The organism is Sphingobium sp. Z007 (genome assembly GCF_900013425.1).
Taxonomy (GTDB): domain Bacteria; phylum Pseudomonadota; class Alphaproteobacteria; order Sphingomonadales; family Sphingomonadaceae; genus Sphingobium.
In genome coordinates this window covers 1,251,835-1,278,327 of sequence record NZ_FBXK01000005.1, presented here as the reverse complement: position 1 = coordinate 1,278,327, position 26,493 = coordinate 1,251,835, and the positions used below count along the sequence as shown (strand labels likewise).

At 61.1% G+C, this 26,493-nt stretch carries 26 protein-coding genes and 1 pseudogene; 17 read left to right on the top strand and 10 right to left on the bottom strand.

All coding sequences use genetic code 11. The features are described from left to right. The first annotated feature begins 20 nt into the window (after nt 1–20). Genes CEQ44_RS14065 through CEQ44_RS14025 form a run of 9 tightly spaced genes read left to right on the top strand, consistent with a single transcriptional unit; the run spans nt 21 to nt 9,404 of the window. On the top strand, nt 21–632 hold the full coding sequence (locus CEQ44_RS14065) for an NADH-quinone oxidoreductase subunit J (RefSeq protein WP_088184025.1): 612 nt from the start codon (nt 21–23) through the stop codon (nt 630–632). Next, entirely contained in the window at nt 629–934 is a 306-nt protein-coding gene (nuoK, locus tag CEQ44_RS14060; protein WP_004211745.1) for an NADH-quinone oxidoreductase subunit NuoK, read from the top strand. Before CEQ44_RS14065 ends, nuoK begins: the two co-directional genes overlap by 4 nt. A gap of 10 nt (nt 935–944) precedes the next feature. Continuing rightward, a complete protein-coding gene (gene nuoL, locus CEQ44_RS14055) occupies nt 945–3,011 on the top strand; it encodes an NADH-quinone oxidoreductase subunit L (protein ID WP_088184026.1) in 2,067 nt (688 codons plus the stop codon). Then, nucleotides 3,011–4,558: an NADH-quinone oxidoreductase subunit M gene (locus CEQ44_RS14050; RefSeq protein ID WP_088184027.1), complete on the top strand. Its 1,548-nt coding sequence runs from the start codon at nt 3,011–3,013 to the stop codon at nt 4,556–4,558. The genes nuoL and CEQ44_RS14050 overlap by 1 nt, the downstream gene beginning before the upstream one ends. Continuing rightward, on the top strand, nt 4,558–5,994 hold the full coding sequence (nuoN, locus tag CEQ44_RS14045; RefSeq protein ID WP_088184028.1) for an NADH-quinone oxidoreductase subunit NuoN: 1,437 nt from the start codon (nt 4,558–4,560) through the stop codon (nt 5,992–5,994). The genes CEQ44_RS14050 and nuoN overlap by 1 nt, the downstream gene beginning before the upstream one ends. A gap of 2 nt (nt 5,995–5,996) precedes the next feature. Continuing rightward, complete coding sequence (locus CEQ44_RS14040; RefSeq protein ID WP_088184029.1) at nt 5,997–6,698, top strand: biotin--[acetyl-CoA-carboxylase] ligase; 702 nt, start codon at nt 5,997–5,999, stop codon at nt 6,696–6,698. 10 nt (nt 6,699–6,708) lie between these two features. Further along, the gene (locus tag CEQ44_RS14035; protein WP_088184030.1) at nt 6,709–7,488 is read left to right on the top strand and encodes a type III pantothenate kinase; all 780 of its coding nucleotides are present in this window, start codon (nt 6,709–6,711) and stop codon (nt 7,486–7,488) included. After that, nucleotides 7,488–9,125: a ribonuclease J gene (locus tag CEQ44_RS14030; RefSeq protein ID WP_088184031.1), complete on the top strand. Its 1,638-nt coding sequence runs from the start codon at nt 7,488–7,490 to the stop codon at nt 9,123–9,125. Before CEQ44_RS14035 ends, CEQ44_RS14030 begins: the two co-directional genes overlap by 1 nt. A gap of 9 nt (nt 9,126–9,134) precedes the next feature. Then, nucleotides 9,135–9,404 (top strand): DUF1467 family protein, encoded by a 270-nt coding sequence (locus CEQ44_RS14025; RefSeq protein ID WP_088184032.1) that lies wholly within the window; start codon nt 9,135–9,137, stop codon nt 9,402–9,404. Nucleotides 9,405–9,643: 239 nt separating this feature from the next. On the opposite strand, the gene CEQ44_RS14020 is transcribed toward CEQ44_RS14025, so the two are convergent. Further along, a complete protein-coding gene (locus CEQ44_RS14020; RefSeq protein ID WP_088184033.1) occupies nt 9,644–12,316 on the bottom strand; it encodes a hypothetical protein in 2,673 nt (890 codons plus the stop codon). An 80-nt stretch (nt 12,317–12,396) separates the two neighbouring features. Here CEQ44_RS14020 and CEQ44_RS14015 point away from each other — a divergent pair, with 80 nt between their 5' ends. From CEQ44_RS14015 to CEQ44_RS14000, 4 genes are all read left to right on the top strand, one after another. Continuing rightward, nucleotides 12,397–12,702 (top strand): Hpt domain-containing protein, encoded by a 306-nt coding sequence (locus tag CEQ44_RS14015; protein WP_088184034.1) that lies wholly within the window; start codon nt 12,397–12,399, stop codon nt 12,700–12,702. Nucleotides 12,703–12,788: 86 nt separating this feature from the next. Beyond that, on the top strand, nt 12,789–13,955 hold the full coding sequence (locus CEQ44_RS14010; RefSeq protein WP_088184117.1) for a hypothetical protein: 1,167 nt from the start codon (nt 12,789–12,791) through the stop codon (nt 13,953–13,955). Between the two features lie 46 nt (nt 13,956–14,001). Next, on the top strand, nt 14,002–15,102 hold the full coding sequence (locus tag CEQ44_RS14005; protein WP_254913709.1) for a hypothetical protein: 1,101 nt from the start codon (nt 14,002–14,004) through the stop codon (nt 15,100–15,102). Beyond that, nucleotides 15,099–16,478 (top strand): HAMP domain-containing sensor histidine kinase, encoded by a 1,380-nt coding sequence (locus CEQ44_RS14000; RefSeq protein ID WP_088184035.1) that lies wholly within the window; start codon nt 15,099–15,101, stop codon nt 16,476–16,478. Before CEQ44_RS14005 ends, CEQ44_RS14000 begins: the two co-directional genes overlap by 4 nt. Nucleotides 16,479–16,553: 75 nt before the next feature. Here CEQ44_RS14000 and gltA read toward each other — a convergent pair whose 3' ends face one another. After that, entirely contained in the window at nt 16,554–17,840 is a 1,287-nt protein-coding gene (gene gltA, locus CEQ44_RS13995; protein WP_088184119.1) for a citrate synthase, read from the bottom strand. A 20-nt stretch (nt 17,841–17,860) separates the two neighbouring features. Next, on the bottom strand, nt 17,861–19,282 hold the full coding sequence (gene gltX / locus CEQ44_RS13990) for a glutamate--tRNA ligase (protein WP_088184036.1): 1,422 nt from the start codon (nt 19,280–19,282) through the stop codon (nt 17,861–17,863). A 69-nt stretch (nt 19,283–19,351) separates the two neighbouring features. On the opposite strand from gltX, the pseudogene CEQ44_RS13985 reads away from it, so the two are divergent. Further along, nucleotides 19,352–20,329 (top strand): annotated as a pseudogene (locus tag CEQ44_RS13985) (ComEC/Rec2 family competence protein); the annotation flags it as partial. A gap of 63 nt (nt 20,330–20,392) precedes the next feature. Here CEQ44_RS13985 and CEQ44_RS13980 read toward each other — a convergent pair. Then, nucleotides 20,393–20,584 carry a DUF6771 family protein gene (locus CEQ44_RS13980; RefSeq protein ID WP_088184038.1) on the bottom strand — a complete coding sequence of 64 codons (192 nt, stop codon included), beginning with the start codon at nt 20,582–20,584 and terminating at the stop codon, nt 20,393–20,395. Between the two features lie 97 nt (nt 20,585–20,681). Here CEQ44_RS13980 and CEQ44_RS24020 point away from each other — a divergent pair, with 97 nt between their 5' ends. Further along, nucleotides 20,682–21,581 carry a hypothetical protein gene (locus CEQ44_RS24020; protein ID WP_140419330.1) on the top strand — a complete coding sequence of 300 codons (900 nt, stop codon included), beginning with the start codon at nt 20,682–20,684 and terminating at the stop codon, nt 21,579–21,581. 4 nt (nt 21,582–21,585) lie between these two features. Here the strand turns inward: CEQ44_RS24020 and CEQ44_RS13970 are convergent, their stop codons facing one another. Together CEQ44_RS13970 and CEQ44_RS13965 are read right to left on the bottom strand one after the other, a co-directional pair. Next, entirely contained in the window at nt 21,586–22,227 is a 642-nt protein-coding gene (locus CEQ44_RS13970) for a hypothetical protein (protein ID WP_088184039.1), read from the bottom strand. A 287-nt stretch (nt 22,228–22,514) separates the two neighbouring features. Then, nucleotides 22,515–23,324, bottom strand: a complete 810-nt coding sequence (locus CEQ44_RS13965; protein ID WP_088184040.1) for a hypothetical protein — start codon at nt 23,322–23,324, stop codon at nt 22,515–22,517. A gap of 975 nt (nt 23,325–24,299) precedes the next feature. Between CEQ44_RS13965 and CEQ44_RS13960 the strand changes: the two genes are divergently transcribed. Together CEQ44_RS13960 and CEQ44_RS13955 are read left to right on the top strand one after the other, a co-directional pair. After that, nucleotides 24,300–24,875: a hypothetical protein gene (locus CEQ44_RS13960; protein WP_088184041.1), complete on the top strand. Its 576-nt coding sequence runs from the start codon at nt 24,300–24,302 to the stop codon at nt 24,873–24,875. A 20-nt stretch (nt 24,876–24,895) separates the two neighbouring features. Further along, the gene (locus CEQ44_RS13955) at nt 24,896–25,264 is read left to right on the top strand and encodes a hypothetical protein (protein WP_140419331.1); all 369 of its coding nucleotides are present in this window, start codon (nt 24,896–24,898) and stop codon (nt 25,262–25,264) included. A 2-nt stretch (nt 25,265–25,266) separates the two neighbouring features. On the opposite strand, the gene CEQ44_RS25110 is transcribed toward CEQ44_RS13955, so the two are convergent. Genes CEQ44_RS25110 through CEQ44_RS13935 form a run of 4 tightly spaced genes read right to left on the bottom strand, consistent with a single transcriptional unit; the run spans nt 25,267 to nt 26,469 of the window. Beyond that, nucleotides 25,267–25,473, bottom strand: a complete 207-nt coding sequence (locus tag CEQ44_RS25110) for a DUF5818 domain-containing protein (RefSeq protein ID WP_140419340.1) — start codon at nt 25,471–25,473, stop codon at nt 25,267–25,269. Nucleotides 25,474–25,519: 46 nt separating this feature from the next. Then, entirely contained in the window at nt 25,520–25,894 is a 375-nt protein-coding gene (locus CEQ44_RS24015) for a hypothetical protein (RefSeq protein ID WP_140419332.1), read from the bottom strand. A gap of 42 nt (nt 25,895–25,936) precedes the next feature. Then, complete coding sequence (locus CEQ44_RS13940) at nt 25,937–26,266, bottom strand: hypothetical protein (protein ID WP_140419446.1); 330 nt, start codon at nt 26,264–26,266, stop codon at nt 25,937–25,939. An 11-nt stretch (nt 26,267–26,277) separates the two neighbouring features. Beyond that, nucleotides 26,278–26,469 carry a hypothetical protein gene (locus CEQ44_RS13935; protein ID WP_088184045.1) on the bottom strand — a complete coding sequence of 64 codons (192 nt, stop codon included), beginning with the start codon at nt 26,467–26,469 and terminating at the stop codon, nt 26,278–26,280. Nucleotides 26,470–26,493: the final 24 nt, after the last annotated feature.

Here is a 26,493-nt window from a genome sequence, read left to right as displayed (position 1 = left end):
TCAAAGGGAATATTGCACCTGTGATTCACGTCCTCGCCTTCTACCTGTTCGCCATTTTGGTGGTGAGCAGCGGCGCGCTCACCATCTTGTCGCGCAACCCAGTTCATTCGGTCCTGTGGCTGATCCTCGCCTTCTTCAACGCGGCGGGCCTGATGATCTTGCTGGGCGCCGAATTCATCGCGATGTTGCTTGTCATCGTCTATGTCGGCGCGGTTGCGGTGCTGTTCCTGTTCGTCGTCATGATGCTGGACATCGACTTTGCCGAATTGCGCGCCGGTTTCGTCAGCTATCTGCCGTTCGGCCTGCTGATCGCGCTGGTGCTGATGGCGGAAATCGTGCTGGGCATCGGTCTGTGGAGCGTAGGCCCGATCGAATTGGCGCAGCGCGCAGCGCCCACCGCGCCTGATGTTTCGAACATCAAGGCGGTAGGTACGCTGCTTTACACGCGCTACATCTTCCTGTTCGAAGCGGCGGGCATCGTCCTGCTGGTCGCGATGATCGGGGCGATCGTCCTGACGCACCGCACCCGCGGCGGCACCAAGGGGCAGAATATCGCCAAGCAGAACCGTCGCCGTCCGCAGGATGCGGTCCGCAATATCAATCAGCCCGTCGGGCAGGGGGTGGAGCTGTGATCGGCCTTCAACATTATATGGTGGTCAGCGCCATCCTCTTCGTGATGGGGGTGCTGGGCATCTTCATCAACCGCAAGAATGTCATCATCATCCTGATGGCGATCGAGCTGATCCTGCTGAGCGTGAACATCAACCTCGTCGCCTTCAGCGCCTTTCTGGGCGATCTGGTCGGCCAGGTCTTCTCGATGTTCGTGCTCACCGTCGCGGCGGGCGAGGCGGCCATCGGGCTTGCCATCCTCGTCATTTACTTCCGTGGTCGCGGCACCATTGCCGTCGACGATGTCAACCGGATGAAGGGCTGAGCCTGAACTCATGATCCAGCTTATCGTTCTTCTTCCGCTGCTGGCGGCGGCCATCGCTGGCCTGGGCAACAAGGCCCTTGGCAAGCTGCCCGCAAAGATCATCACCACTGGTGCGCTGTTTGCAGCCTGCGCCATGAGCTGGGCGATCTTCATTCCCTTCCTGCTCGGCAATGCGCAAGCATCGGTGACGCCGCTCTTCACCTGGATCGAAAGCGGCAGCTTCGATGCGCAATGGGCGCTGCGCGTCGACACGATGACGGCGGTCATGCTGGTGGTCATCACCAGCGTATCGAGCGTCGTCCATCTCTATAGCTGGGGCTATATGGAAGAAGAGCCGGATCAGCCGCGCTTCTTCGCCTATCTTTCGCTCTTCACCTTCGCGATGCTGATGCTCGTGACCGCGAACAACCTGCTCCAGATGTTCTTCGGTTGGGAAGGCGTGGGCCTGGCGTCCTATCTCCTCATCGGTTTCTGGTTCCGCAAGCCAAGCGCCAATGCTGCCGCGATTAAGGCGTTCGTCGTCAATCGCGTTGGCGACCTTGGCTTCATGATGGGGATTTTCGGCACCTATCTGGTGTTCAACACCATATCGATCCCGGAAATTCTGGAAATGGCCCCGTCAATGGCCGGTTCGACCATCGGCTTTCTGGGCCACCGCTTCGATACCATGACGGTCCTCTGTCTGCTGCTGTTCGTCGGCGCGATGGGCAAGTCGGCACAGCTTGGCTTGCACACCTGGTTGCCGGACGCAATGGAAGGGCCGACCCCTGTGTCGGCGCTGATCCACGCGGCGACCATGGTCACCGCGGGCGTGTTCATGGTGTGCCGCTTGTCGCCGATGTTCGAAACGTCGCCAACGGCGCTGACCGTCGTCACCTATGTCGGCGCCGCGACATGTCTGTTCGCGGCGACTGTCGGCACGGTGCAGACCGACATCAAGCGCGTTATCGCCTATTCGACCTGTTCGCAGCTGGGCTACATGTTCTTTGCGGCTGGCGTCGGCGCCTATGGCGCAGCGATGTTCCACCTCTTCACGCATGCTTTCTTCAAGGCATTGCTGTTTCTGGGCGCCGGCTCGGTCATCCATGCGATGCATCATGAGCAGGACATGCGTTACTATGGCGGCCTGCGCAAAAGCATCCCGATCACCTTCTGGACGATGACGCTGGGCACGCTCGCCATCACCGGGGTCGGCCTGCCGATCATCGGCGTGGGTTTCGCCGGTTTCTATTCCAAGGACGGCATCCTCGAAGCGGCCTATGCCGCTGGCGGGGCCGGGACCGGGGCGTTCATCGTCGGCGTGTTCGCCGCACTGCTCACCAGCTTCTATAGCTGGCGCTTGGTGTTCCTGACCTTCTTCGGCAAGCCGCGCTGGACCCAGTCGGAGCATATCCAGCACGCACTGCATGACGCGCATGGCCATGACGATCACGCGGACCACGCGCATGACGATCACGCCCATGCCGCCCATGGTCATGACGATCATCACGCGCATGATGCGGGCGACGGCACGGATGGCTATCACCCGCACGAGAGCCCGCTGGTCATGCTGGTGCCGCTGATCGTCCTAAGCCTGGGCGCGGTGTTCGCCGGCTTCCTGTTCCACGATCAGTTCATCGGCGCCGAAGGCGGCATCGCATTCTGGAAGGGGGCGCTCGCGTTCGACAGCCATCTGATGCATGCCGCGCATGAAGTGCCAACCTGGGTCAAGTTCGCGCCGTTCACCGTGATGTTGACCGGCCTCTTGGTCGCCTGGCTGAGCTACATCAAAAATACCGACTGGCCGCAGCGGTTCGTAGCGACCTTTACCGGTCTCTACACCTTCCTGCTCAACAAATGGTATTTCGACGAGCTGTATAACTTCCTGTTCGTCAAGCCAGCCTTCGCTATCGGTCGGTTCTTCTGGAAGGTTGGTGACGTAGGCTTCATCGACCGGTTCGGTCCGAACGGCCTGGCTGCGCTGGTTGTGCAGGGCAACAAGATCACCCGTCGGCTTCAGTCCGGCTACCTCTACACCTACGCGCTGGTGATGCTCATCGGGCTTGCCGCGGCAGCAACCTGGGCGATGACACGATAATGGACGGCTTCCCCATCCTTTCCCTGATGATGGCAGTGCCGATGGCAGGTGCCATTGCCTGCCTGTTTGCGAGCGCCAACACGGCGCGCTGGATCGCGCTCATCGCGACGTTGGTCGATTTCGTCCTGGGCATAGTCCTGTGGATGAATTTCGATCAGGGCGGCTTGCAGTGGCAGTTTCAGGAATATGCGCCGATCTTCGGTCGCTTCGCCTGGGCGCTGGGCATCGACGGCATCGCCCTGATGCTAATTGCGCTGACCGTCTTCCTGATGCCGATCTGCATCGGCGCCAGCTGGAATGCGATCAACAAGCGCGTCGGCGAATATATGGCGGCCTTCCTGTTCATGGAGGTGCTGATGATCGGCGTCTTCACGGCGCAGGATCTCTACCTCTTCTACATCATGTTCGAAGCCGGCCTGATCCCGATGTATCTGATCATCGGCATCTGGGGTGGCGCCGACCGGATCTACGCCTCGTATAAATTCTTCCTCTACACGCTGTTCGGCTCGGTCCTGATGCTGATCGCGATGATGTGGATGGTGCATGAGGCGGGCTCCACCGAAATTCCGGTTTTGATGGCCTATAATTTCGATCCGCATGTCCAGACCTGGCTGTTCCTGGCCTTCTTCGCCAGCTTTGCAGTGAAGATGCCGATGTGGCCGGTTCACACTTGGTTGCCCGACGCGCACGTTCAGGCGCCGACGGCGGGGTCTGTCATCCTGGCCGGCGTTCTACTGAAGATGGGCGGGTACGGTTTCATCCGCTTCTCGCTGCCGATGTTCCCTGAAGCCTCGGCGCAGCTTGCGCCGCTGGTGTGGGGCCTGTCGATGGTCGCGGTGGTCTATACCTCGCTGGTCGCGCTGGTGCAGTCAGACATGAAGAAGCTGATCGCTTATTCGTCAGTGGCGCATATGGCGATCGTGACAATCGGCCTGTTCGCTTTCAATCAGGCAGGTATCGAAGGCGCGATGATGGTCATGCTGGGCCATGGCCTGGTTGCAGGCGCGCTGTTCCTGTGCGTCGGCGTCGTTTACGATCGGCTCCATACCCGTGAGATCAGCCGCTATGGCGGCCTGAGCATCAACATGCCCCGCTATGCCTTGCTGTTCCTGTTCTTCACTATGGCGTCCGTCGGCCTGCCGGGCACGTCCAACTTCGTGGGCGAATTCCTGTCGCTGATGGGCGTGTATCAGGCATCGAGTTGGGTCGCGCTGGTCTGCACCACCGGTATCATCCTGGGCGCGGCCTACATGCTCTATTTGTATCGCCGCATTTGCTACGGCCCGCAGGTCAATGCCGATGCCGCCGCCATGCCCGACCTGTCGATCCGGGAATTCTGGTTAATGGCGCCGATCGCGGCCGTGGTGCTGTGGATGGGCGTCTATCCAGAGAGCTTCCTTGCCCCGATGCGGGCCGACATCCAGGCGCTCGAAGCGCGTCTCGCCCCTGCGGCTCCCGCAGGAGATTCCAAGATCAAGATGGGTGCGCCCAAGCCTGCGGGTGAAAGCCACCATGAAGAAGCCCCTGCGCACGGGGAGGCGCACTGATGATCGACTCCGCTTCCCTTCTGGCGGTCCTGCCGGAACTCATTCTGACCGCCGGCGGCCTTGCGCTGATGCTTGTTGCGGCCTTTGGCGGCGATGGTTCGGCCCGGCTGGTTAACTGGCTGTCGGTTATCACGCTGGCCATTGCTGGCGCGTCTTTGTCAGTCTCGCTCGGACATGGACCTGATGCCTTTGACGGCCTGTATCGCGCCGACGCCTTCTCCGTCTTCGCCAAGGCGTTGATCTACGCGGCGGCGGCCGCGGCGATCCTGCTCGCTCCCCGATTTTTCTCGACCGATGGCGCGGAGCGACCCGAATATCCCGTGCTCATCCTGTTCGCCGCCATCGGCATGGGCATGATGGTGTCGGCGGGCGACATGCTGACGCTCTATGTCGGCCTGGAGATGAACAGCCTGGCTTCCTATGTGCTCGCCAGTTTCATGCGCCAGGACGGGCGCTCGTCCGAAGCGGGCCTCAAATATTTCGTGCTGGGGTCGCTCGCCAGCGGCATCCTGCTCTACGGCATCTCTCTGCTCTACGGCTTCACCGGCAGCACCGCGTTCGACGGCATTGCCGTCGCGCTGGGCGATGGTGTGGGCAAGGGCGAATTGTTCGGCCTGGTGTTCGTGCTGGCGGGCCTCGCCTTCAAGATCAGCGCCGTTCCGTTCCATATGTGGACGCCCGACGTCTATGAAGGCGCGCCGACCCCGGTCACGACCTTCTTCGCCAGCGCGCCTAAGGTCGCTGCGATGGGCCTCACCGTTCGCGTCGCGATCGAAGCTCTGGGGCCGGCGGGGCTCGACTGGCAGCAGATCGTGATCTTCGTCGCGCTCGCCTCGATCGTCTTCGGGGCCGTGGCTGCGATCGGCCAGAACAACATCAAGCGTCTTATGGCCTATTCGTCGATCAACAATGTCGGCTTCGCGCTGATCGGCCTGGCTGCCGGCACCCCCGGCGGCGTGGCGGGCACGATGAGCTATATGGCGATCTATGTCGTCATGACGATCGGCGCCTTCGCCTGCATTCTGCAGATGCGGGACGCAGACGGCAAGCCTATCGAAACGATCGCCAGCCTCGCGGGCCTTTCGCAGTCGCGCAAGGGTCTGGCCGCCGCGCTCGCCATCTTCATGTTCTCGATGGCCGGCATCCCGCCGCTCTTCGGTTTCTGGGCGAAGTTCCTTGTGTTCGATGCCGCCGTCGCGGCGGGCCTGACCGCACTGGCCGCTTTCGGCATCGCGGCCTCGGTAATCGGCGCCTTCTACTATCTCAAGATTATCAAGACGATGTATTTCGATGAGCCAACCGCCGCCTATGAGGAGAAGGGTGGTCCGGTCGAGAATATCATCCTGACGGCCTGCGCCGTGGTGATCGTGCTTGGCTATCTGCTCAACCCGGTGCTGGATCAGGCGAGCGCTGCCGCGGCAGCGTCGCTCTTCTGACGCTGCTGCGCTTCGTCGAGGAAACCGGTTCCACCAATGCCGATATGCTGGCGTTAGCGGGCCAGGGCGCGGCTGATGGGAGCTGGCTGCGCGCTGGACGCCAGACCGGGGGCAAGGGCCGCCTGGGCCGAGCGTGGGAAAGCCCGGACGGCAATCTCTATTGTTCGACCCTAGTCCGGTTGCAGCCGGACGATCCGCTGCCCCATACGCTGGCGCTGGTGGCTGCCAATGCAGTCCATGCGCTGATCGCTCCGCTGTGTCACGGACAGGCGCGTATCAAATGGCCCAACGACATATTGGTCGATGGAGCCAAGATCGCGGGTATCCTGCTGGAACGGGCTGGCGACGCGATCGTCGTGGGCATTGGCATCAACGTCGCGGGTCATCCCGAAGGACTGGACCGCCCGGTCACCAGTTTGGCGGCACAAGGCGCGGCTGATGCGCAGGCGCCTGCGCTCTATGAGCGACTGGCCCATCTATTTGGGCATTGGCTGTCCATCTGGCGCGCACAGGGCATCGATCCGATCCGCACGCATTGGCTGCTCAACGCCCATCCGACGGGCACGGCGATGCACGTCGTACAGCCTGATGGCGGGGCGGTCGACGGCACGTTCGACACGCTCGACCGTCACGGCATGTTGATCCTGCGCTTGGCGAATGGGCAGAGCCATGCCATTCACGCGGGCGACATCATTCTGGCCTGAGGAACGAGCCATGCTTCTCGCGATCGACGCGGGTAACACCAATGTCGTGTTCGCGCTGCTGGACGGGCGCGATATCAAGGCACGCTGGCGCATCGCCACCGATCCACGGCGTACGGCCGATGAATATGCCGTCTGGCTGAACCAGCTGTTGCAGTTGGAAGGCTATGCCATCGCCGATGTCGATGCCGTCATCATCGCGACGGTGGTGCCGCGCGCGCTGCATAATCTGCAGGTGCTGGCCGATAAATATTTCAAGACCCCGGCGCTGATCGCCGGGCAAGGCAGCGTAGAGTGGGGCATCGAACTGGACGTGTCAGAGCCCGCATCGGTCGGCGCGGACCGGGTTGTAAACGTCATCGCCGCGCACCATCTGTACGAAGGCGATTTGATCGTCATCGATTTTGGCACGGCAACGACTTTCGATGTCGTGGATTATCGTGGCGCCTATAAAGGCGGGATCATCGCGCCAGGTATCAACCTGTCGCTCGATGCGCTGGTGGCGGCCGCGGCTAAGTTGCCCAAGATCGCGATTACTGCGCCGGAGGATCGGTCGGTCATCGGCCGCACGACCGAAGCGCAGATGCATATCGGCGTATTTTGGGGCTATGTGGCGATGATGGAGGGGCTGGTCGCGCGTATGAGGGCCGAAATCGGCCGTCCGACCAGAGTGATTTCGACCGGGGGCCTGGCGGTCCTCTTCAATGACAATAGCGATATTTTCGATGCGATCGCGCCGGACCTGACGGTTCAGGGCCTCGCGCTGATGCACGAACGGAGTTTGAAAATATAATGACACCCAAGGATGAACTGATCTTTCTGGCCCTTGGCGGGTCGGGTGAGATCGGCATGAACGTCAATCTTTACGGCTGCCAGGGCAAGTGGGTCATGGTCGATCTCGGCATGACCTTTGGCGACCCGACCTATCCAGGCATCGAACTGGTGCTACCCGACCTCAGCTTCATCGAGGAGCGGCGCGACGATCTGCTGGGTATCGTGCTCACTCACGGACATGAGGATCATATCGGTGCGATCCCCTATCTTGCCGCGGATCTTGGCGTGCCGCTTTATGCCACGCCCTTCACGGCCGGTCTTATCCGGTTGAAGCTGGAAGAAGAAGGCCTCTCTAAGGAGGTCAAGCTGCATGTGATTCCGAATGAAGGTAGCTTCAATCTCGGCCCGTTCGGCTTCCGCTATGTCCCTCTCGCCCATTCGATCCCGGAGGGCAATGCGGTGTTGATCGACACGCCCTACGGCCGAATATTCCACACCGGCGACTGGAAACTGGACGAACAGCCTCTGCTGGGCCAGCCCTCCACCCCCGCCGAACTGACCGCGATCGGCGACGAAGGCGTGCTGGCGCTGGTTTGCGATAGCACCAACGTTTTCAACGACAAGGCCAGTGGGTCCGAAGGCGATGTGCGCGAAGGGCTGATGAAGACCGTCGCTGATGCCAAGGGGCGTGTGCTGGTTACGACCTTCGCCTCCAACGCGGCGCGTGTCCAGACGCTGGGCGAAGTGGCCGCGGCGACCGGTCGCAAGGTGTGCGTGGCGGGCCGTTCGCTTGATCGGATCATCAGCACGGCAAAGGCGGCCGGCTATCTCAAGGATTTCCCGCCGACCGTTGACTGGGACGATGTCATGCACCTGCCCCGCAGCGAGGTGATGATTATCGCCACCGGGGGCCAGGGTGAAGTGCGCGCGGCGCTGGCCCGCATCGCGTTCGACAGCCATCCGATCAAGCTGGCAGAAGGCGACACCGTCATCTTCTCGTCCAAGCAGATCCCCGGCAACGAAATCGCGATCGGCCGCATCCAGAATGCGCTGGCGCAAAAGAACATTCTGATGGTCACCGACCGCCAAGCCGAAGTCCATGTGTCCGGCCATCCCGGTCGCCCCGAACTTGAAGCCATGTATCGCTGGATTCGCCCTGAAATCCTGCTGCCGGTCCATGGGGAGCGCCGCCATATGGCGGAGCAGGCCCGGCTTGGCATTACCAGCGGTATCCGCCATGCGGTGGTGCAGTCGAACGGCGACGTGCTGCGTCTGGCGCCCGGCGCGCCGGAGATTATCGGTCAGCAGGATACGGGCCGCCTGGTGCTGGACGGCGACGTCATCCTGCCCGCCGACGGCGCGACAATCAATGAACGACGCAAGCTCGGCCTGCATGGGCAGATCAGCGTCGCGGTGGCGATAGACCGCAAGGGCAAGCTGATCGGCCAGCCCGCATTGCGCACGCAAGGCGTGCCGGTGGAGGAAGACAAGGCGGCGTTCCTTGCCGAAGCCGCCGATGAAGCCGCGGCTGCCGTGCCGAAGGGATCGTTGGAAGAGGAGGCTTTGCGCGAGCGTGTCCGCCTGGCCGTGCGCCGCACCGCGACGCGTTGGACCGGCAAGAAACCGATAGTGGACGTGCTGCTCGTTCGGGCCTAATCACAGGCCATGAACCTGTACGCCATCTTCGCCATCTATTTCCTGATGTGGGTCATCAGCGCCTTCATCATGCTCCCCTTTGGCATCCGCACGCCCGACGAAACGGGCGAAGTGCTGCTGAAGGGGCAGGCGGACAGTGCGCCCAGCAATTTCCGGCCCGGCGTTGTCATGCTGCGCGCGACCATATTGGCGACGATCCTGTTCGGCCTCTATTATGCCAATTATGTGCAGGGCTGGGTGACGGTGGACATGCTCCCCGGTTACCGCGCCGCGCAATGAACCTGGCGGCGGCACGGATCGTGCGCGCGGTCGACGTTTAAGGGCCCGCCTGAGCGGAGATGCGCACGGAGCTTCGGCTTCTATGCTAAACATCGAACGATATTGATGCCGTCGCAGCGCGGGGGGACAGGGCCACAGGCTGCGCAGACATGGATATCGCTAATCTGATTAGCCTCCGTCCACCGCGCCACCGGTTCTATCGAAACCGAGCGGATAGCCCATTTCCCAAATCTATCTTGTTACTGCCGCAGTCGCTCGATCGCTTGAGCAAGCGCGACGTAGAGTTTGCCCATGTCGGACGACAGCACTGCGACGCCCAGCGCATTGCCGTCGCGGGCCGACAGGATGATCCGCAGCATTGCCTCAAAATCATGGATATAGCGATTCACATGATCCCGGAATTCCGCGTCATTATCATAATGGAGCGCGATTTCCCGCGATTCGCCGGCGTCCAGCAACTTCACCGCGCGCCGTGTAAACACGCCGCGATCGCCCTTCAGATAGGCGGACCAAGCTGAATCGGTGACATCGTTGGACAGAATTTTGGCGACGTCGATCGCCGTGCTGTTGAGCGATTCGATCAGCAGGGCGGATCGCCGGGCGAAATGATCGCGATCGCGGGTTTCCGATGCGCGTTCCGCTTCCTCAATCCGTTGCTCGACGCTGGCGCTGGTGTCGGCGATCGTCAGCAACTGGCGGGTAAGGCGCTCGGACGCCTGATGCGCTGCCTTCACCGCTTCCTCCGCGACCCGCGCGACATGTTCGATCTGCGCCGTCACCTTCTCGCCGATCACGGCCTGCAAGGCTTCATCGCTGGCCTGCGCCAATTGTTGCGCTGCATCGGGAATGGCGCGGCCCAGCGCCTGGCGGGCGCGTTCCGCCGCCTGATCGGCCGTATCTTTAACACGCAGTAAGGCCGTCACCAGTAGAGGCCCGGCGCCTTCGGTAATCCGCGTCGCGTCCTGATGCGCGGCGTCGAGCGTGGTGCGCAGGCGCTCCACCAGCGCGCGATTGGCTTCCAGCCCGCCTTGCGTGCTTTCCAGCCATTCGGTCAGGCGGCTGCCTTGGCCGCGCAGCATCTCTTCGGCCTCAGCAGTTCGGCCCACCAACGCCTCTGAAATCGCCTCCAGCCGCTCCATTTCGGGCGCGGTGCTGCCCAGCAGCGCGCGGCTCTGCTCCAGCCGCGCATCGAACCGTTCGAGTGCGGCGGGATAGGTTTCGTCCAATTCCCGCACGCTCGAATCGAGCGCAACCAGCAGCGTCTCGGCGCACCCGATCAGCTTTTCGGCGGTCATGCCGCCAGCCGACAGCGCCTTGTCGATCCGCAGCGTTTCCTCGGTCATGCGAACCAGCGCGCCGGTCAGGCGTTCGCCGCGCGCCAGGGCGCTATCCTCCAGCGCTGCGAAGCGGCCCTCGGTCGAGGCGATGGTGTCGTGGAGGCTGTTGTGCAGGCTCGACATCAGGCTGCGCTGACCCTCGATCATATCATTGACCTGATGCAGGCGGCTTTCGACGTCGCCGATCGAGTCGCTGAGCACGGTGACGGTATCGTCGCCGATCGCGATGAGGCTTTCGCGCGAGCGGGCGATCAAGGCGTCGAGCGTGGCCGTCTGGGTGGTCAGGCCGCCATCGGTGATCGCCAGCGTTTCCTGCGCCCGTTGCAGCGCAGCGTCCAGGCGGCGGCGCAAATCCGTCTCCATCGACTCGATGTCGCGTTCGAATATGGCAAGCGACTCTTCGCTCACGTCGTTTATACCCGTCCGGGCCGCCGTCACCAGCGTTTCCAACGCCTCCGCGCGACGAGACAGCGCCGCGTCGGTGGAGGCCATGCTGTCCGTCAGCCTGTGCAATGCGCTGTCCATGCGCTCATGCAGATCCTGTTCCGCGCGATCGAGATCATGGGTCAGTGTCTCGCGAACCTGTGCGCTCATTTCCGCCACGCCGGCCTGCGCCGTTTCGACCAGCGTGGTCAGCGCGGTGGCATGGGTCTCCATATCCTGGCGGCTGCGATCCATCGCCTGCCGCGCGCTCTGCGCCGTGGCGTCGATTCGGCCCGCAGCGATCTCCGCCATGCCGGTGACTTCTTCAGTCGCCGTTCGGGTCGCTTCCTGCAACTGCGTCAACTGGCTGGACAGGCTTTTGGTCGCGGAAAGCGTTCGCGCGCGCGCGTCGTCGGACAGTTCGGCAAGAGAATGAAGGCGGGCCTCCAGCGTGTCGATTCGTTCGGCCAGCGCATGACCATTGTCCATCATCTGCGCGGTCATGCGGCCGGTGCGATCTTCCAGTTCGGGAATGGCCCCGATCAGCATGTCCATGCGCGCCACTAATGCACCGGCAGCGCGTTCGGCCGTTTCCGCCCGTTCGGCCGTGGCATGGGCGCGCGCCGCGATCAGTTCCGCGGACGCTTCCATATTGCTGCTGGCGGCGGCGCCATAGCTGTCGAGCAATTCCGCCTGATCCTGCATCGCCTGCCGGGCGGTTTCCAACTGGCTGCTGATGCGGCCCAGTCGCAATTCCAGCAGGTCGGCTTCGGTTCTCAGCGCGCGCGCGGTGTCGAGATAGCGGCGCGATTCGGCGCGGCTGTTGCGGACCAGCAGCATATAGCCGACGCCAAGCAGGATGAGGGGGATGGCCAGCGTGACGATGGCATTGGCCCAGGCGAACGGACCCGCGGCCAGATCACCAGAGGTCGCGATCGCCCATCCGGCAAAACCTATCCAGCCCACCGCCAGGATGATCAGGCCCCAACGGAGCCGCTTTATCCTCTCGTCGCTCGCACTCTCCGCAGCGTCATTCTCGTCGATGTCGAGAACGGCCTGTTTCAAAAGCAAAATATCATCGGTCTGCGAATCGTTGCCGGTCGCGGTGTGTTCGTCTCGCCAAAACTCGACGATGGTGCTGCCCCCTGTCATGCCAGCATCCTAGCATCTTTTCCGCCCGCGCAAATGCCCTGTTACCAAAACTTAACGCAAGCCCGATAGCGTCTGTCGCCATGTCCTATGATCCTGGTGCCCTTCATGCCGCATTGGCCGCCGCCGTCGGCGAAGACAGCGCACTGATCGCAGACCTGCGCATCGCCTTCCTGGAAAGCGCGACCCGGCAGGTCGATTTGCTCGGCCGGGCGCGTTGCGACGCCAATTGGGAATTGGCGGCCTGGCGGCTCAAGGGATTGGCGGCCAGCTTCGGGCTTACCGCATTGATGGCTTTGGCGGACGAAGCTGCGGCCGCAGCGCCCGGCGACCCGCGCGTGCTGCGCCGCCTGCATGCGGCGCTAGCGGGGCTTGACCAGACATCGTAGGCCGACGCTGAAAGCCTTGCTTGCGCGAAACGCTCCGCCTTGCGAAAAGGTCGGCGCACAACAATCGGGTCGACACGCGCAACGCCATGAGTTTCGCCGCTATTCTGAGCGCTAATCGCGCATCGGGCGATTCGCCCGCGGGTCTGCGCGCGAGCTTGTATTTCGCCGGGCAGACGCTGGTGGAATATCAGGCGCGCCAGGCGGCGCAGGCGGGCGCCAATCGCATCATGATCCTGGTAAGCGTCATCACCCCGGCCCTGTCGCAGGCGGTCGATCGGCTGAGTGCAGACGGCATCGCCGTTGCGCTGGTGCGCGACATGGTCTCAATGGTGCGGGATGCGCCGCGCGAAAGCGACGTGCTGCTGGTGGCGGACGGCGCGATCGTATCGCAGGCGCATTTCGACGGCCTTGGGGCGGCGAAGGGCAATGTCATGCTGGTGACGGATGACAGCCGCGCCAGCGCCCCGTTTGAACGGATCGACGCCGGTCAGCGCTGGGCGGGATTGGCGCGGATCAGCCCGGACCTGCTGTTCGGTACGCTCGACATGATCGGCGACTGGGACCTGGCCCTGACTCTGGTGCGCGCCGCGGTGCAAAGGGGTGCCCGACGGATCACCGTGCCGCAGGATGACCTGCTGGAGGGCCGCGTTGCGCTGGTGGAGGGCCAGGCGCAGGCCGATCTGGTGGCGCAGGCCGTCACCGCGGCCGGATCGTCGCGCGGCCATGCGCGTGGGGGCATCGAACATTATCTGCTGGCGCCGCTGGCCCGTATCGTCAGTCCCTCGCTCATGCGGATGCAGGTGCCGGCGCCGCAGGTACGGATCGCGGCGATTGCGCTGGGCGCGGTGGCGCTGGTGCCGATCGCACTGGGTTGGTCACTGACCGGATTTTGTCTTTTGATGGTGGCGCTGCTGCTGTCGGAAGTCGGCGATCGCCTGAGCGACCTTGCTTTGCGTGCACCGCTGATGGGCTGGTTCGCCTTCTGCGCGCCCGCGACGGTTCTGGCCGGGATGGTCCTTGCCGGCGGCACGACATTGGCCGCCGACCTCGCGGCGCTGCTCGGCATCCTGATGGTGGCCGATCGCTGGGACCGGACGGCGGCGGCGCGACCGTGGATGATCTTCACGCCCGGTACGGCGCTGCTGCTGCTGATCCTGACCGGCTTTGTCGGGGTGATGGCGCAGGGCTTCCGCGTCGCCATTTTGCTCGCGATCGCGTCGGTTGGCGCCATCCTGCTGCGAAAGCGCGATTGAGCAAATTTCCCCAGGACGGTTTAGTGCATTTTAAGGACGTGCAATTATGCTGATCGGCATGAGCGCCCATTCGTCCCTTACCGGCACGGCCATGGCGGGCAACTGGCCAATGGCGCGCGTCATGGCCGGCCTGTCCGCTGTGCCGGTCGGCCATGCCATCGACCTGGCGTTTTTCTTTCCGGACGAAGGGCAACCGCGTCACGACGCCCTGATCGCCGAAACGCGCCGCCATATCGGCGGGTGCATCACCGCGATCGAAATGGCCTTGCGCCTGTCGCTGGGCCATGCGCCCGATGTGGCCGCGGCGCTGGATCGCTGGCCGGCCCCGGTTGCCTGGGCGATGGTGCGCGCGCACCCCACCCTGCTTGGCCCCGGCCTTCTGGCGCATATGCAGATCCGCGCCGGCGTGACGATGATGCTCCGCCAGTTCGGCAAAGCCGACGTCGAGCAACTGAACGAGGTCGCGGACGCATCGACGCCCTCGATCGATGATCCGATGCTCGGCGACGCCTTGTCAGGGCTGGCGCTGGCTGAAGGACGCTGGCTTGCGATCGGCGGGGAAGACGCGCCGATGAAGCCCGACCTTCCCGCCGAGCGTTTCGCCGAACTGACATGGACGGTCGCCGCCTGTCTGACCGTCGTGGCGCAGCGCACCATGGTCGATGGCGATGATCGGCTGCTGGCCGCCTTCGACCGATCTGGATGGGCATTGCTGGCCGACCATGATGAGGCGGCCTGTCCGATCGTTCAGGCGGATCGGCTGGTGCGCCGCATGGGCGAGCAGGCCGACGCGCCTGACCTGCTTGGCCGCTTGCTGGAGCGGCGGCGTTTCCTCCTGTTCGCCGCTGTCACGGCGCGGCAGCTGCGCCTTGAGACCAAACCGGTTGTTGAGATGCTGGTAATGGGCCCATTGTCGCAGGTCGCTGCGCTATGCCTGGCGCTGGGCGGGTCAGGCGCCGATTTTCGCCATCTGCTGCTGGCGTTGCGGCCGGTGCGGCCGTCGCTGTCCGACGCCGCTATCGTGATCGAAGTGGAACGCTATGACGCGTTGAGCGACGAAAAAGCCGATGGCATAGTCGCAGCCCTGCGGACGTCGGCGGCTTTCCGCACGAAGCTGAACCATTTGCGGGCAGTGGCTGGCGCATGAACATGCCGTCGCATCCCGCGATCCTGCGCGCCACCTTGTCTGCCGAAGGCTATCTGCTGAGCGCGGACGCGCCGCTGCTGGCGCTGCAACGGGAAGCTGGCTCGGACCTGGGCGCCCCCTTTGCGGTGCCGCAATTGGTGGCGATCGCCAGGCTGGCGGCGCGACTGGGTGTTTTGGTGTCGCGGCCAGTGGTTGCGGCGGCAGAGCGCGGCGACATCGATATGTGGGTGCGGGCCAAGCCCGAGCGTGACAAGAGCGTCAGCCTTTCGGTCGTGGACTGGCGCGAACGTCCTCCCGCGCCGCTGCCGCCTTACGAGGGTCGGCGAGAAGCTGATATCGCGGCGTTGGCCGATGGTTGGACCTGGCAGATCGACACGCAATTGCGGTTCCAGATGGTGCTGGCAGGGCACGGCGATAGCGGCGCTCTGCCTGACAATCCCCCGGTCCCTGGAACGCGCTTTTCCACCTATTTTCAGTTGGAAGCGGATAGCGATGGCGACATGGCGATGCTGCGCGGCTTTGCCCAGCGGCGGGCCTTTCGCGATCAGCAGGCTGTGCTGGCGAGCGATACCACCCGCCGGTTTCGCCTGTCGGCCTTTCCGATGTTCGATCATGCCGGCCAGTTGACGGGCTATCGTGGGACAGCCTTCCCGCTGGAATTGGCAGTGGCCGCGCCTTTGCCGGAAGAAGCGCCGCTGACGCTGTATCCAGTCGAGTTCGGGCGGCGGCTCGATCGCTCGCTACGGCAGCCGCTGGGGCGGATCATCGCGAATGCCGATACGATCAGCGCGCAGTTGGAAGGACCGCTGCGACCCGATTATGCCGGCTATGCCAACGACATTGCGGCGGCGGGTCGGCATCTGATGGCATTGGTCGACGATCTGGCCGATTTGCAGGCGATCGACCGGCCGGATTTCAGCGTTGTCGCTGAAGAGGTGGACCTGGCCGATCTGGGACGACGGGCAGCAGGCTTGCTGGCGGTCAAGGCGCTTGACCGGCGGATCACCATCGTTGCGCCCGCCCCGGATGCGCCGTTGCTGGCGATTGGAGAGTTTCGCCGAATACTCCAGATATTGGTCAATCTGATCGGTAACGCCGTGCGCTATGCGCCGGAGGGGACGCAGGTGCGCATCGCCACCGAATGGGAAAGCGGCCAGGCGCGCATCGCCGTGATTGACCAGGGGGCGGGGATTGCGCCGGCCGATCGCGAGCGCATTTTCGAGAAATTCGAGCGGCTGGGGCGCGATGACGCCGGTGGCAGTGGCCTCGGCCTCTATATCTCCCGCCGCCTCGCCCGCGCGATGAACGGGGATATCCGCATCGGCGGCGCGCCGGGCGAAGGCGCGCGCTTCATCTTGTCGCTGCCTGTCGCCTGACGCGATAGCCTTTCTCCCATAAAAAACGGCGCCCGTTGAGCGCCGTTCTTCATTATAGCGTTGGCTTGACGCCGATCAGCGCTTATCGACTGCGACATAGTCACGCTGCGTCGGGCCGGTGTAGAGCTGACGGGGGCGGCCGATCTTCTGCGCTGGGTCCGAAATCATTTCGTTCCATTGGGCGACCCAGCCGACGGTGCGGGCGAGGGCGAAGAGCACCGTGAACATTTCGGTCGGGAAGCCGATCGCCGACAGGATCACGCCCGAATAGAAGTCCACATTCGGGTAGAGCTTCTTTTCGACGAAATAGGGATCGTTGAGCGCGATCTGCTCCAGTTCCTTGGCGACGTCGAAGACGGGATCGTTGACACCCAGCTTCTCCAGCACGTCCTTGGCGGTCTTCTGCATCACGGTCGCGCGCGGATCGTAATTTTTATAGACGCGATGGCCAAAGCCCATCAGGCGGAACGGATCGTCCTTGTTCTTGGCGCGGGCGATATATTCCGGGATGCGATCGACGGTGCCGATTTCGCGCAGCATGTTGAGCGCGGCTTCGTTCGCGCCGCCATGCGCCGGCCCCCAGAGACAGGCGATGCCGGCCGCGATGCAGGCGAACGGGTTGGCGCCCGACGACCCGGCGAGGCGCACGGTCGACGTCGAGGCGTTCTGCTCATGATCGGCATGCAGGATGAAGATCTTGTCCATCGCGTCCACGATCACTGGATCGGGAACATAATCCTCCGCCGGGACCGAGAAGGTCATGCGCAGGAAATTGGCGGTGTAGCTCAGGTCATTGCGCGGATAGACGAAGGGCTGACCCACCGAATATTTATAGGCCATGGCCGCGATGGTCGGCATCTTGGCGATCAGGCGGTGGCTTGCAATGCGGCGCTGTTCCGGGTCGTTGATGTCGGTGGAATCATGATAGAAAGCAGAGAGGGCACCGACAACGCCGACCATGATCGCCATCGGATGCGCATCGCGGCGGAAACCGCGGAAGAAGGCCGACAGCTGTTCGTGCACCATGGTATGGCGCGTGATGGTGGTGGTGAAGTCCTCCAGTTCCTTCTGCGACGGCAATTCGCCGTTCAGCAAAAGATAGCAGACTTCCATGAAGCTTGATTCTTCGGCCAACTGGCCGATCGGATAGCCGCGGTGGAGCAGGATGCCGGCGTCACCGTCAATATAGGTCAGGCCGGATTCGCAGCTGGCGGTGGAGGTGAAGCCCGGATCATAGGTGAACATGCCGGTATTGGCGTAGAGCTTGCGCACGTCGATGACCTGCGGGCCGACCGTGCCGTCCATGACGGCATAGTCCTTCGTGTCTCCCCCGACGGTCAAAATGGCATTGTTATCCGACATATTGTTCTCCTTGAGTGCCATCAACCGGCCGATGCGTGCCCAACATCGTTCAGTCGTTCCAAGCTCTCCTCTTTCCCCAAAAGGAAGAGGACATCGAAAATCCCCGGCGAGACCGTGCGACCGGTGAGCGCCGCGCGCAGCGGCTGCGCTACCTTGCCCAATCCCAGACCGGCATCCTCTGCCACGCGGCGTATCACGTCTTCGATCGCTTCGACCGTCCAGGACTGGACGGGCTGGAGAGCGTCGGCTGTCTTTTTCAGCAGCGCGCGCGCGGATTCGTCTAGCAGAGCGGATGCCTTCTCGTCAAAATCGAGTGGGCAATTTTTGAACAGAAATTCTGCGCCCTCCGCAATTTCATTAAGGTTCTTGGCGCGTGGCTTCAGCGAAGCCATCGCTTGCGTCAAGACCGAGACATTGGCATCCGACAGCATGATTTCAAGCCGCTGTTCCACCCGCGGCGCAACCAGTCCGGCCAGGCGGCCATCATCCGCCTCTCGCAGATAATGGCCGTTCAGATTTTCCAGCTTCTTCATGTCGAAGCGCGAAGGCGAACGGCCAACGCCATCGATATCGAACAGGTCGATCGCGCGGGCGATGGAGATGATCTCCTCGTCGCCATGGCCCCAACCCAGACGCAGCAAATAGTTGAGCACTGCCTCGGGCAGCATCCCCATCTCGTCGCGATAGGCGTCAACGCCCAGCGCGCCGTGGCGTTTCGACAGTTTCGCGCCGTCCGAACCGTGGATCAGCGGGATATGGGCGTAGATCGGCTCCTCCCACTGCATCGCCTTGATGATGCTGAGCTGGCGGAAGGCGTTGTTCAGATGATCGTCGCCGCGGATGACGTGAGTGACGCCCATGTCATGATCGTCGACTACGACGGCCAGCATATAGGTTGGCGTGCCATCGGACCGCAGCAGGATCATGTCGTCCAGTTCGGCATTCTGCACGACGACGCGGCCCTGCACGGCGTCCTCGATTACCGTCTCGCCCTCACGCGGGGCTTTGATGCGGATGACGAAGGGCGCGCCTTCCGGCGCATCTTCGGGTGCGCGGTCGCGCCACCGGCCGTCATAGCGCATCGGCTGCTTGGCGGCGCGCTGCTGTTCGCGCAAGGTCGCCAGTTCTTCCGGCGTAGCATAGCAGCGATAGGCGTGGCTGGATTCCAGCAACTGGTTGGCGACCTCCGCATGGCGCGGGGTGCGTGCAAATTGGAACACGGCCGGTTCGTCGCCGCCCACGCCCAGCCAGTCCAGCCCGTCGAAGATTGCGTCGACGGCCGCGTCGGTCGAACGGGCGCGATCGGTGTCTTCGATCCGCAGCAGAAACTTGCCGCCATGATGGCGCGCGAACAGCCAGTTGAACAGCGCGGTGCGGGCACCGCCGATATGCAAATAGCCGGTGGGGGACGGGGCGAAACGGGTCACCACCGGCTTGTTCATTCCCGTTGCACTTGCCGTCATATTCCCTGACATTCGCCTTGCTGACCCATGGATGCTGCGCCCCCTAGCATGGCTTTTGAGCCACGACAAACCTCCCTTGGTGCGAGGCCGGCGGCATTGGCGCGGGCGGGGCTGGAGCGACTCGAAAGCTGGCTGGAGCGCGAGCGCGAACAGATCGGCTTATGGGCGCCGATCGGGCTGGGCAGCGGGATTGCCGCCTGGTTCATCCTGCCCCATGCCATGGCCTGGCTGGCCTTTTGCTGCAGCGCATTGGCGATGGCCTGCATCGGGGCGATGTTGCCGGTGGGCGGGCGGTTGCGGCGGTTATGCGTCGCAGGCGGCATCCTGGCGTGCATGGGGTGCCTGCTGGTCTGGGGGAAGGCCACGATCTGGGGCCAGCCGCCGCTTGGCCGGGCGACCTTCGTGCAGTTGATCGGCGATGTAACGGCGGTGCGTCCCGTTCCGGCACAGGCGATGGTGCGCGTCATGCTGCGACCGGTCGACGCGCCCGATCTGCCGGCCGTCGTGCGGGTGAACATTGCCGATGCCGATGTCCCGGCGGGATTGGGCGAAGGGGCACGGATACGCTTTCGCGCGCGTTTGATGCCGCCCGCGCCGCCGAGCGTGCCGGGCGGCTATGATTTTGCGGCGCGCGCCTATTTTCAAGGGATCGGCGCGACGGGCAAGGCGCTGAAACCGGTCGAAATATTGGCCCCGTCCAAAGCCGCGCCACCGCTGCGGGCGCGGCTGTTCGCCCATATATTGGAACGGGTCGATGGCCCGGCCGAAGGGATTGCCGCGGCCCTGGCGACCGGGGACCAGGGCGCGATCCCAGAAGCCGATGCGGAAGCGATGCGGCGCAGCGGTCTGGCGCATCTTCTGTCGATCAGCGGGCTGCATGTCACGGCGCTGATCGGGGCGGTCATTTTCCTGTTGATGCGGGTAATGGCGTTGAGCCAGCGGGCGGCGCTGGGTTGGCCGCTGATGCTGATCGCGGCGGCGGGCGGTGCACTGGCGGGGATCGGCTATACGCTGCTGACCCGTGCGTTATAGGAGTCAAACCCTGATTTTCCGCAGATTTGCGCTAGGCGGCTGCGGCGCGGGCCAGCGTCACAACGGGAGATTGAGCTGGTTGAAGTCAGGGATTGCTGGGAAGTCGGACAGCCGCTCGCAGATGGTCAGAGCCAATTCCGTGGCACCTTTCTCACGCATTTCCTCATCCGGCATCGTGATAGCTACACGCGCCCATGCCGGTGCTGTCAGTATGATTTCGCATAGTTCGCGGGGGTCGATTCGTTCCATGTCTCATTGAGAACAAAAACGGAACGATTCGGCAAGTGGGTTTGCGATTAGCCGTTCTCTCGATACAGGTGAGCCGGATAAGACGTGGGGAATGATTATGGGTCTAGTTTCCAAGGGTCGGTGGCTGCGGACGGCCATTGCTGGATTATGCGCGTTGGCGACATCGAGCCTTGCTGAAGCGCAAGTAGTGAAATCAGTAGATTTTTCTAAAAATGCCGCGCCCGTCACTGTCACATTTGGGGGCGTTGAAGCGACGCTTCAGCCGATGTTTAAAGGTGAAGATACTCTAGATGTCGCAACCTCAATTCGGGTGCCGGGTGTTCAAACGATAATCACGACCGAAGGATATGCGACGAGCAGATTCATTGAGCGACAGGTAGCCATTGGGCAGCTGTCTAGCGCCGATGCTACTCCTTCGGTGCTGCTGGGTGGGTTCACCGGCGGGGCACACTGTTGCGCGACTCTTCGCGTTGTCACCCCTGTCGCAGGCCGATTAAAGGTAATCGAATTTGAAGAAGTGGACGGTGGCCCAAGCGCGACTTTTCCAAAAGATGTTGATGGTGATGGAACAGTAGATTTTGTGAGGCAGGACGACAGCTTTCGGTATCAGTTTGCCTCCGGTGCGGGCAGTTACAGCCCTCCAGTCTTCCTCAATATCTACAAAGGGCAGATTGTGAACGTGTCTGACCAACCCAGCTTCCGACCAGTCTGGCTGGAATTCGCGAATAAGACGCGGAGGGCGTGTGCTGACCGGTCCAACGAAGATCGAAATGGCGCGTGTATTGCCTATGCGGCAGCGAGCAGCCGCTTAGGAAATCTCGAAGCGGGCCTCAAAGAAGCGATCAAAAATGCCTATGCCGGACCGGGTTTGGAATTGCCTTCTCCATGCAAGGTGGATCTAGTCGAGTATCAATGCCCTGAGGGCCAAGATATCAAGTTCTACACATTTGAGGCCGCAGCAATCTGGTTTCTCCGAAAGTCAGGTTACACAGAATGATCCGTCATTCCGAAAGAAGCTGACCGTTAGCGGTCAGGTCCACGCCGATGCTCGCCAGCAAGGCGTTAGCGTCCATCTGAGCTATCTCGGATGCGTTGGGCGTCCACTCAAACAAACCGTCGTGTGAAGTCAGAATGGGCGCGACTAGATGGACTGCGGCGGCAGGGCCACCGGCCTCAAAGCGGCGAGGGTCCATGTTTTGATATGCCTTTTCCGTCTCATTGATTTTGGCCTTCGGAGCGATGACGGCACCGGGGACGAAAAGCTGATCGCATAGATGATCGACATGGATGAGATGCGTGAATGCCATGTTGCCGCTTGCGGCGCGATACTGGCCTAGTTCCTCCATCAGGACGCTGGCCAGTCTAGCGTATTGCTCTTTGGTCACGCGCTCTGTGAGAGGGAAGACGATCGTTGCGGTTCGGTCGCCTTGGCGGCTGAGGCTATCCATGATGATATGGGCATATCCAAGCGCAACAGCACGGTCATGCAGTGCCAGGCCAATTTCTGCCGCGTCGCCATTGATGCGATATTCCAGCACGATTGCCGTAGCTGCCCGCCAGTATTCAGCGGTATTGTTGCCGCGCGTCCATTCGCTAAATGACCATGCGGCAGGTTCGCCGGGATGATTTTGCATCTGGCTCATTAGGCCATTCATATAGCTTTGGATGCTGTGGCAGTTGGCTCCAGCAGTCGCGTCCAAGCAAGCGCGGTAGGAGTCCTGATAGCTATATGAGCGGGGGTTCACGTTGAAGCGTGTGAGTGTGATTGATGTCACGTCGATCTCTCCAGTTATGTTGTTGGACAGCCCGATGCTGTCATGGATATTTATCGGATTTTGGAGAAATTGCCCTGAAACGGGCCGGGACTAGCAATATCACTCAGACGCAGAAAAGCCCCAGCCAGTATGACCCGGCTGGGGCTTTTTGCTCTTTATGCTGCTTTACGCGAAATCAGTTCTGCTACGGCGTCAAAGGTAGCCGACTTTGCAGCCAGTGCCTTTTTCTCGTTGTAGAGCTTCTTCCCGCGCGCAACGATCCGCTTGTCGAAAGCATCCTGTTCCATCTGGGTTGCCCCGAACAGATACAGTTTACCGCCTTCGATTTTGAAGAACGTCGAACCCATTGCGACCGTTTTCAGATCGCTAGGGGCATCAAGCACGTAGACATCGCTGGCGTCAGTCATCGAACCGAGGTTCATTGCCTGCTCGTCGGAGATCGAACCGGACGAACCATTGCTGGCGCGTTCTGATGCCTCAATCCCCTTGAGGTGCTTACCATGCGTGGCATGATCGAAGCCCTTGATATAATTAAAGACCCCGTCCTCCGATATGCCCTTGGCCTCCAAATGCTTGAAGATCACGGCATACTTTTCGGCGCTACGATCCGTCTCGAAAACAGTGTTCAGCGCGGAATTCCACGGTTGCAGAGTTCCGGTTGAATCCGTCCACGAGCCGAACAGCAGCTTCGTGACAGGCAACCACTTATTGGACTTTTCTCCAGCAGCCTTGATGCCGCAGTTCTTCAAGGTCGCCAGATAGGCTTCCTCGTTGCTTGCATCCAAGATCAGCTTGGCCACGCCAAAGGCGCGACCCAACTGCTTCCAGAGAACCGACCAACCCTGAACCTGAAAGTCTTGCAGGGTCTCATTGTCCTTGACCAGAAGGCCGTTGAACTCAGCTACTTTCCGCTCAACATAGTTCAGAGTGGTGACGATGGTTTCGTTTGCATTTACGTCCGACATAATAACATTCCTTTTGCAAGCACCGGGAAAGAGCGAATCATTTTCCTGTTCCACGGCGAGTTGTTGAAGCCGAAGCGAATGCTTCGCTCCCACTCGACGACCCGTTGCTGGATCGGCGCGTGCTCAGCGAAAGGAGCCGATAGGACTTACGCCCGTTCGGTATTGTCCCCAATCTGCGCCAGCTATTACTCTGGCTTACACACCATGGTTCTTGTGGAATGTCGTTTAATATCAGTGTCAAAGAGCCATCAGGATTGCTCCCGATAAGCCTCTGCTAGAGCGCTGAGCGTAAAAATGGCGTTAGACGGCATGGTTAAAAATCTGCCCTCAGATGACCTGTGCGGGCCATCACTCTTAGTGGGCACTTGCGCTGCGCTTTGCGGGCTTTGGCCCTGCACGAACCCTTAGCGGGCTTCAACGGGCGCGCTTTCCTCGGCGCAGCCACTTTCTATCAATCGTTTTCTGGGAGGAGCGAAGCGACTGGCCGTCCGCAGGACATCTGAGCCGTCGGAGACTACTGATCTGGCGAAGCACCCAGAACTGGCTTCTGGAGGAACTTGTCCTGGCGGGTTCACCGTCTGAAGGGCTGAACAGCCCGGAGGACGCGGGAAACCGCGTGGGGCTACTGATTGGATTTGGGATGAGGGATAGGCCAATGGGATGGGGGGGTATTACTCTACAGAGTAATATACCTATTCTATTGGTTTATCGCTTATCTCAAAGCCGATCACCTACTTAATACTATATATACCTATTCTATTGGATAGGTATATAGACGAGATAACCGCTCAGGCAGTATGATGGACATAGTAGCATAAGTGCCCAGATATACCAGAAACAGATAAATAGATCGAACGCAGAGCACGACACGATAGCGTTTCGTATCAGTTTTACAGGCCATCGTAGCAATCGGTGAACCTGTCGAACCCCCGGATTGGTCGTGCTCTCCGGGGGTTCATTTATCTGGAGCACGACATGAATAGTATTCTCAACATATCGCCAAAGCTGTTGGCCTATTTGAAATCCTGGCACTCGACATCAACGGGAAAGCAGGCTGCTGCTGGCCATACGGTGAATCTGCCATTTCAGGATTTTTTGGACCTGTTCGAGCCAAGGCAGCTTAAAACTCTGCAAGATGCAATTGACGCCAACCGCATCCGCTATCTCCAGAATGAGGACAATAAGTTCGCATTTGTCCTGACATGGAAATCATATGCTGCTCGATCCACAGGCCAGTTCAACAAAGACACGGCAACTATCTGCTCGCGCCAGAAAAGCGCAACGATCAATCTGCCGCAGTCGGGCGACACTCTTCGTGACGATCACAAGGCAGCTATCTCGGCCAAGCTATCCGGCGTTGCAAAGTCGGACGAGCATCGCGCGAACATGAGCGCAGCAGCCAAAGGTAGCAGCAAGGTCGCGTGGACCTCAGAACGCAAAGAAGCGAGAAAACAACAGATCGCGGCAAAGAAAGCTGCTGAGGCCGCTACTCGCAAATCCTCCGAAGATGCCGCATGGGCGCGTCTGGACGCGGCGCGTAGTCAGAAATGAATGTGATCCATGACACTGCGATGAGCCGCTCCGGTCATCAGGTATTCTGGTTGCAAGTTGAGGCGGAGGACTATTCCGACGCTAACGCGCAATTCCGTGCTTGGCTGGCTCTGGGGCATGATGATGTTGGTGATCTTGATGGACTATCCACCTACAAAAAGGGCCAGTGGAACGCGGCATATCGACAAGCGTTGCAGTTGGAGGCGTTGAAGCTGGCCTACAAAAGCGAACCTGCAATATGGCTGACCAAGCAAGACGTCGCCTACGACGTCAACCCGTTTGCTACCGTGGGATTTGCAAATGCAGTGCCAGCGGACGTGAAAATCACCGTGGAAAATGCAGACGATATGGCGGCTTTATTCAAGCTGACATTTGCGGGCCGAGCATAGATTCAAACTGGTTCGAGTTCCTGCACATCGAGCATATCGAATTCGCACCTTATACCCAGAACGCGAACCCGTTTTCCGATTAGCTTTCGGGTTTTCCAGCCGAGTATTAGGCCAGTTTCCAAGCGCCAGCGGCCCCCATCGCCCCGTCGCAATATGAGTTGGCCGTTCTGCTCATTCAGCCAACCTGTCTCATCATGTCGCGATCCCATTGGCACGACCTTACTCCCATGAGCACCACCACTATTCGTGGCCTAACTATACCTTACGGAGATAGATCAGCCATCCAGTCGAGAAAAATATGACCAGAGCGAGAGGCCAGCCAAATTCGGGGGTATAAAGCATGAGCAGACCAGCGATCACAACGGCTGGCACACCGACAATCAAAAGCAGCGTCAGGGACACGCCTCGATTCAGAGTTTCGAGATGCGTGCCGTGACGCGGCTTAGGGATCGGATGCCTATCATTGCGCGCATTTACCGACACGTCGTTAAATCCAACGCCACGATGATTAGCTTTTCGTCGTTGATACCTCATGGAGCCACGAGTTCGGGGATGAAGCCCATGATCCCAAAGATACGCTGTCGTGTATGCGCCGACGAGCAGCACTGCGATCAAACCGATGATAGCCATTACACCCCTGTAAGGTCAGGACGTTAGCGCCAGGTTACGAGATTAATGGGCTTTAGCGGGAACGGTGATGCTTCGCTCGATCGTGGTTTCAGTTTTCACTTCTGCCTTTTTAGGCACGAGCGCTACCTGAAAACCCATATAGCCCACGATGCCCGCTAACGCTCCAACAAGGATTGATCCGACTTTCCAGCCGACCGTTATGCCCTTGGCATTGCCCCGGACCTCGGTTCGCCAGTCTTCCAACGATCGTATGCGCGTCTCATGCCCGTCCGCGCGTCGGTTCATCTCATCCAGCTTGGCGTTGATATTCTTGAACCCGTCATCGACCCGTTGGTCCAGACGAATGAGAAGATCGCGCATTTCCTGATCCACTACGACTGCCATCACAGGGGGTTCGCAATCGCAATTGCATCAGCCACGGGCTGTAGCTTGCCGGTCAAAGCGGCTGTGGCCGGAATGAAGACAGCAAGCGCGGTCGATATGATCTTCCAATTCCGCACAATGAAAAGCGCAACCTGCGCCGCCTGCTTGAAACCGATGCTGCCTTCCTCGGCAGTCTTCTTTATTTTTGCCATGTGCGACCATGCCTCCTACCTTTT

Coding starts and splice junctions, on each gene's coding strand:
- nuoL (WP_088184026.1), top strand. CDS start 945: ATGATCCAGCTTATCGTTCTTCTTCCGCTGCTGGCGGCGGCCATCGCT.
- CEQ44_RS14050 (WP_088184027.1), top strand. CDS start 3,011: ATGGACGGCTTCCCCATCCTTTCCCTGATGATGGCAGTGCCGATGGCA.
- nuoN (WP_088184028.1), top strand. CDS start 4,558: ATGATCGACTCCGCTTCCCTTCTGGCGGTCCTGCCGGAACTCATTCTG.
- CEQ44_RS14035 (WP_088184030.1), top strand. CDS start 6,709: ATGCTTCTCGCGATCGACGCGGGTAACACCAATGTCGTGTTCGCGCTG.
- CEQ44_RS14030 (WP_088184031.1), top strand. CDS start 7,488: ATGACACCCAAGGATGAACTGATCTTTCTGGCCCTTGGCGGGTCGGGT.
- CEQ44_RS14025 (WP_088184032.1), top strand. CDS start 9,135: ATGAACCTGTACGCCATCTTCGCCATCTATTTCCTGATGTGGGTCATC.
- CEQ44_RS14020 (WP_088184033.1), bottom strand. CDS start 12,316: ATGACAGGGGGCAGCACCATCGTCGAGTTTTGGCGAGACGAACACACC.
- CEQ44_RS14015 (WP_088184034.1), top strand. CDS start 12,397: ATGTCCTATGATCCTGGTGCCCTTCATGCCGCATTGGCCGCCGCCGTC.
- CEQ44_RS14010 (WP_088184117.1), top strand. CDS start 12,789: ATGAGTTTCGCCGCTATTCTGAGCGCTAATCGCGCATCGGGCGATTCG.
- CEQ44_RS14005 (WP_254913709.1), top strand. CDS start 14,002: ATGCTGATCGGCATGAGCGCCCATTCGTCCCTTACCGGCACGGCCATG.
- CEQ44_RS14000 (WP_088184035.1), top strand. CDS start 15,099: ATGAACATGCCGTCGCATCCCGCGATCCTGCGCGCCACCTTGTCTGCC.
- gltA (WP_088184119.1), bottom strand. CDS start 17,840: ATGTCGGATAACAATGCCATTTTGACCGTCGGGGGAGACACGAAGGAC.
- gltX (WP_088184036.1), bottom strand. CDS start 19,282: ATGAACAAGCCGGTGGTGACCCGTTTCGCCCCGTCCCCCACCGGCTAT.
- CEQ44_RS13980 (WP_088184038.1), bottom strand. CDS start 20,584: ATGGAACGAATCGACCCCCGCGAACTATGCGAAATCATACTGACAGCA.
- CEQ44_RS24020 (WP_140419330.1), top strand. CDS start 20,682: ATGGGTCTAGTTTCCAAGGGTCGGTGGCTGCGGACGGCCATTGCTGGA.
- CEQ44_RS13970 (WP_088184039.1), bottom strand. CDS start 22,227: ATGAGCCAGATGCAAAATCATCCCGGCGAACCTGCCGCATGGTCATTT.
- CEQ44_RS13965 (WP_088184040.1), bottom strand. CDS start 23,324: ATGTCGGACGTAAATGCAAACGAAACCATCGTCACCACTCTGAACTAT.
- CEQ44_RS13960 (WP_088184041.1), top strand. CDS start 24,300: ATGAATAGTATTCTCAACATATCGCCAAAGCTGTTGGCCTATTTGAAA.
- CEQ44_RS13955 (WP_140419331.1), top strand. CDS start 24,896: ATGAGCCGCTCCGGTCATCAGGTATTCTGGTTGCAAGTTGAGGCGGAG.
- CEQ44_RS25110 (WP_140419340.1), bottom strand. CDS start 25,473: ATGGGATCGCGACATGATGAGACAGGTTGGCTGAATGAGCAGAACGGC.
- CEQ44_RS24015 (WP_140419332.1), bottom strand. CDS start 25,894: ATGGCTATCATCGGTTTGATCGCAGTGCTGCTCGTCGGCGCATACACG.
- CEQ44_RS13935 (WP_088184045.1), bottom strand. CDS start 26,469: ATGGCAAAAATAAAGAAGACTGCCGAGGAAGGCAGCATCGGTTTCAAG.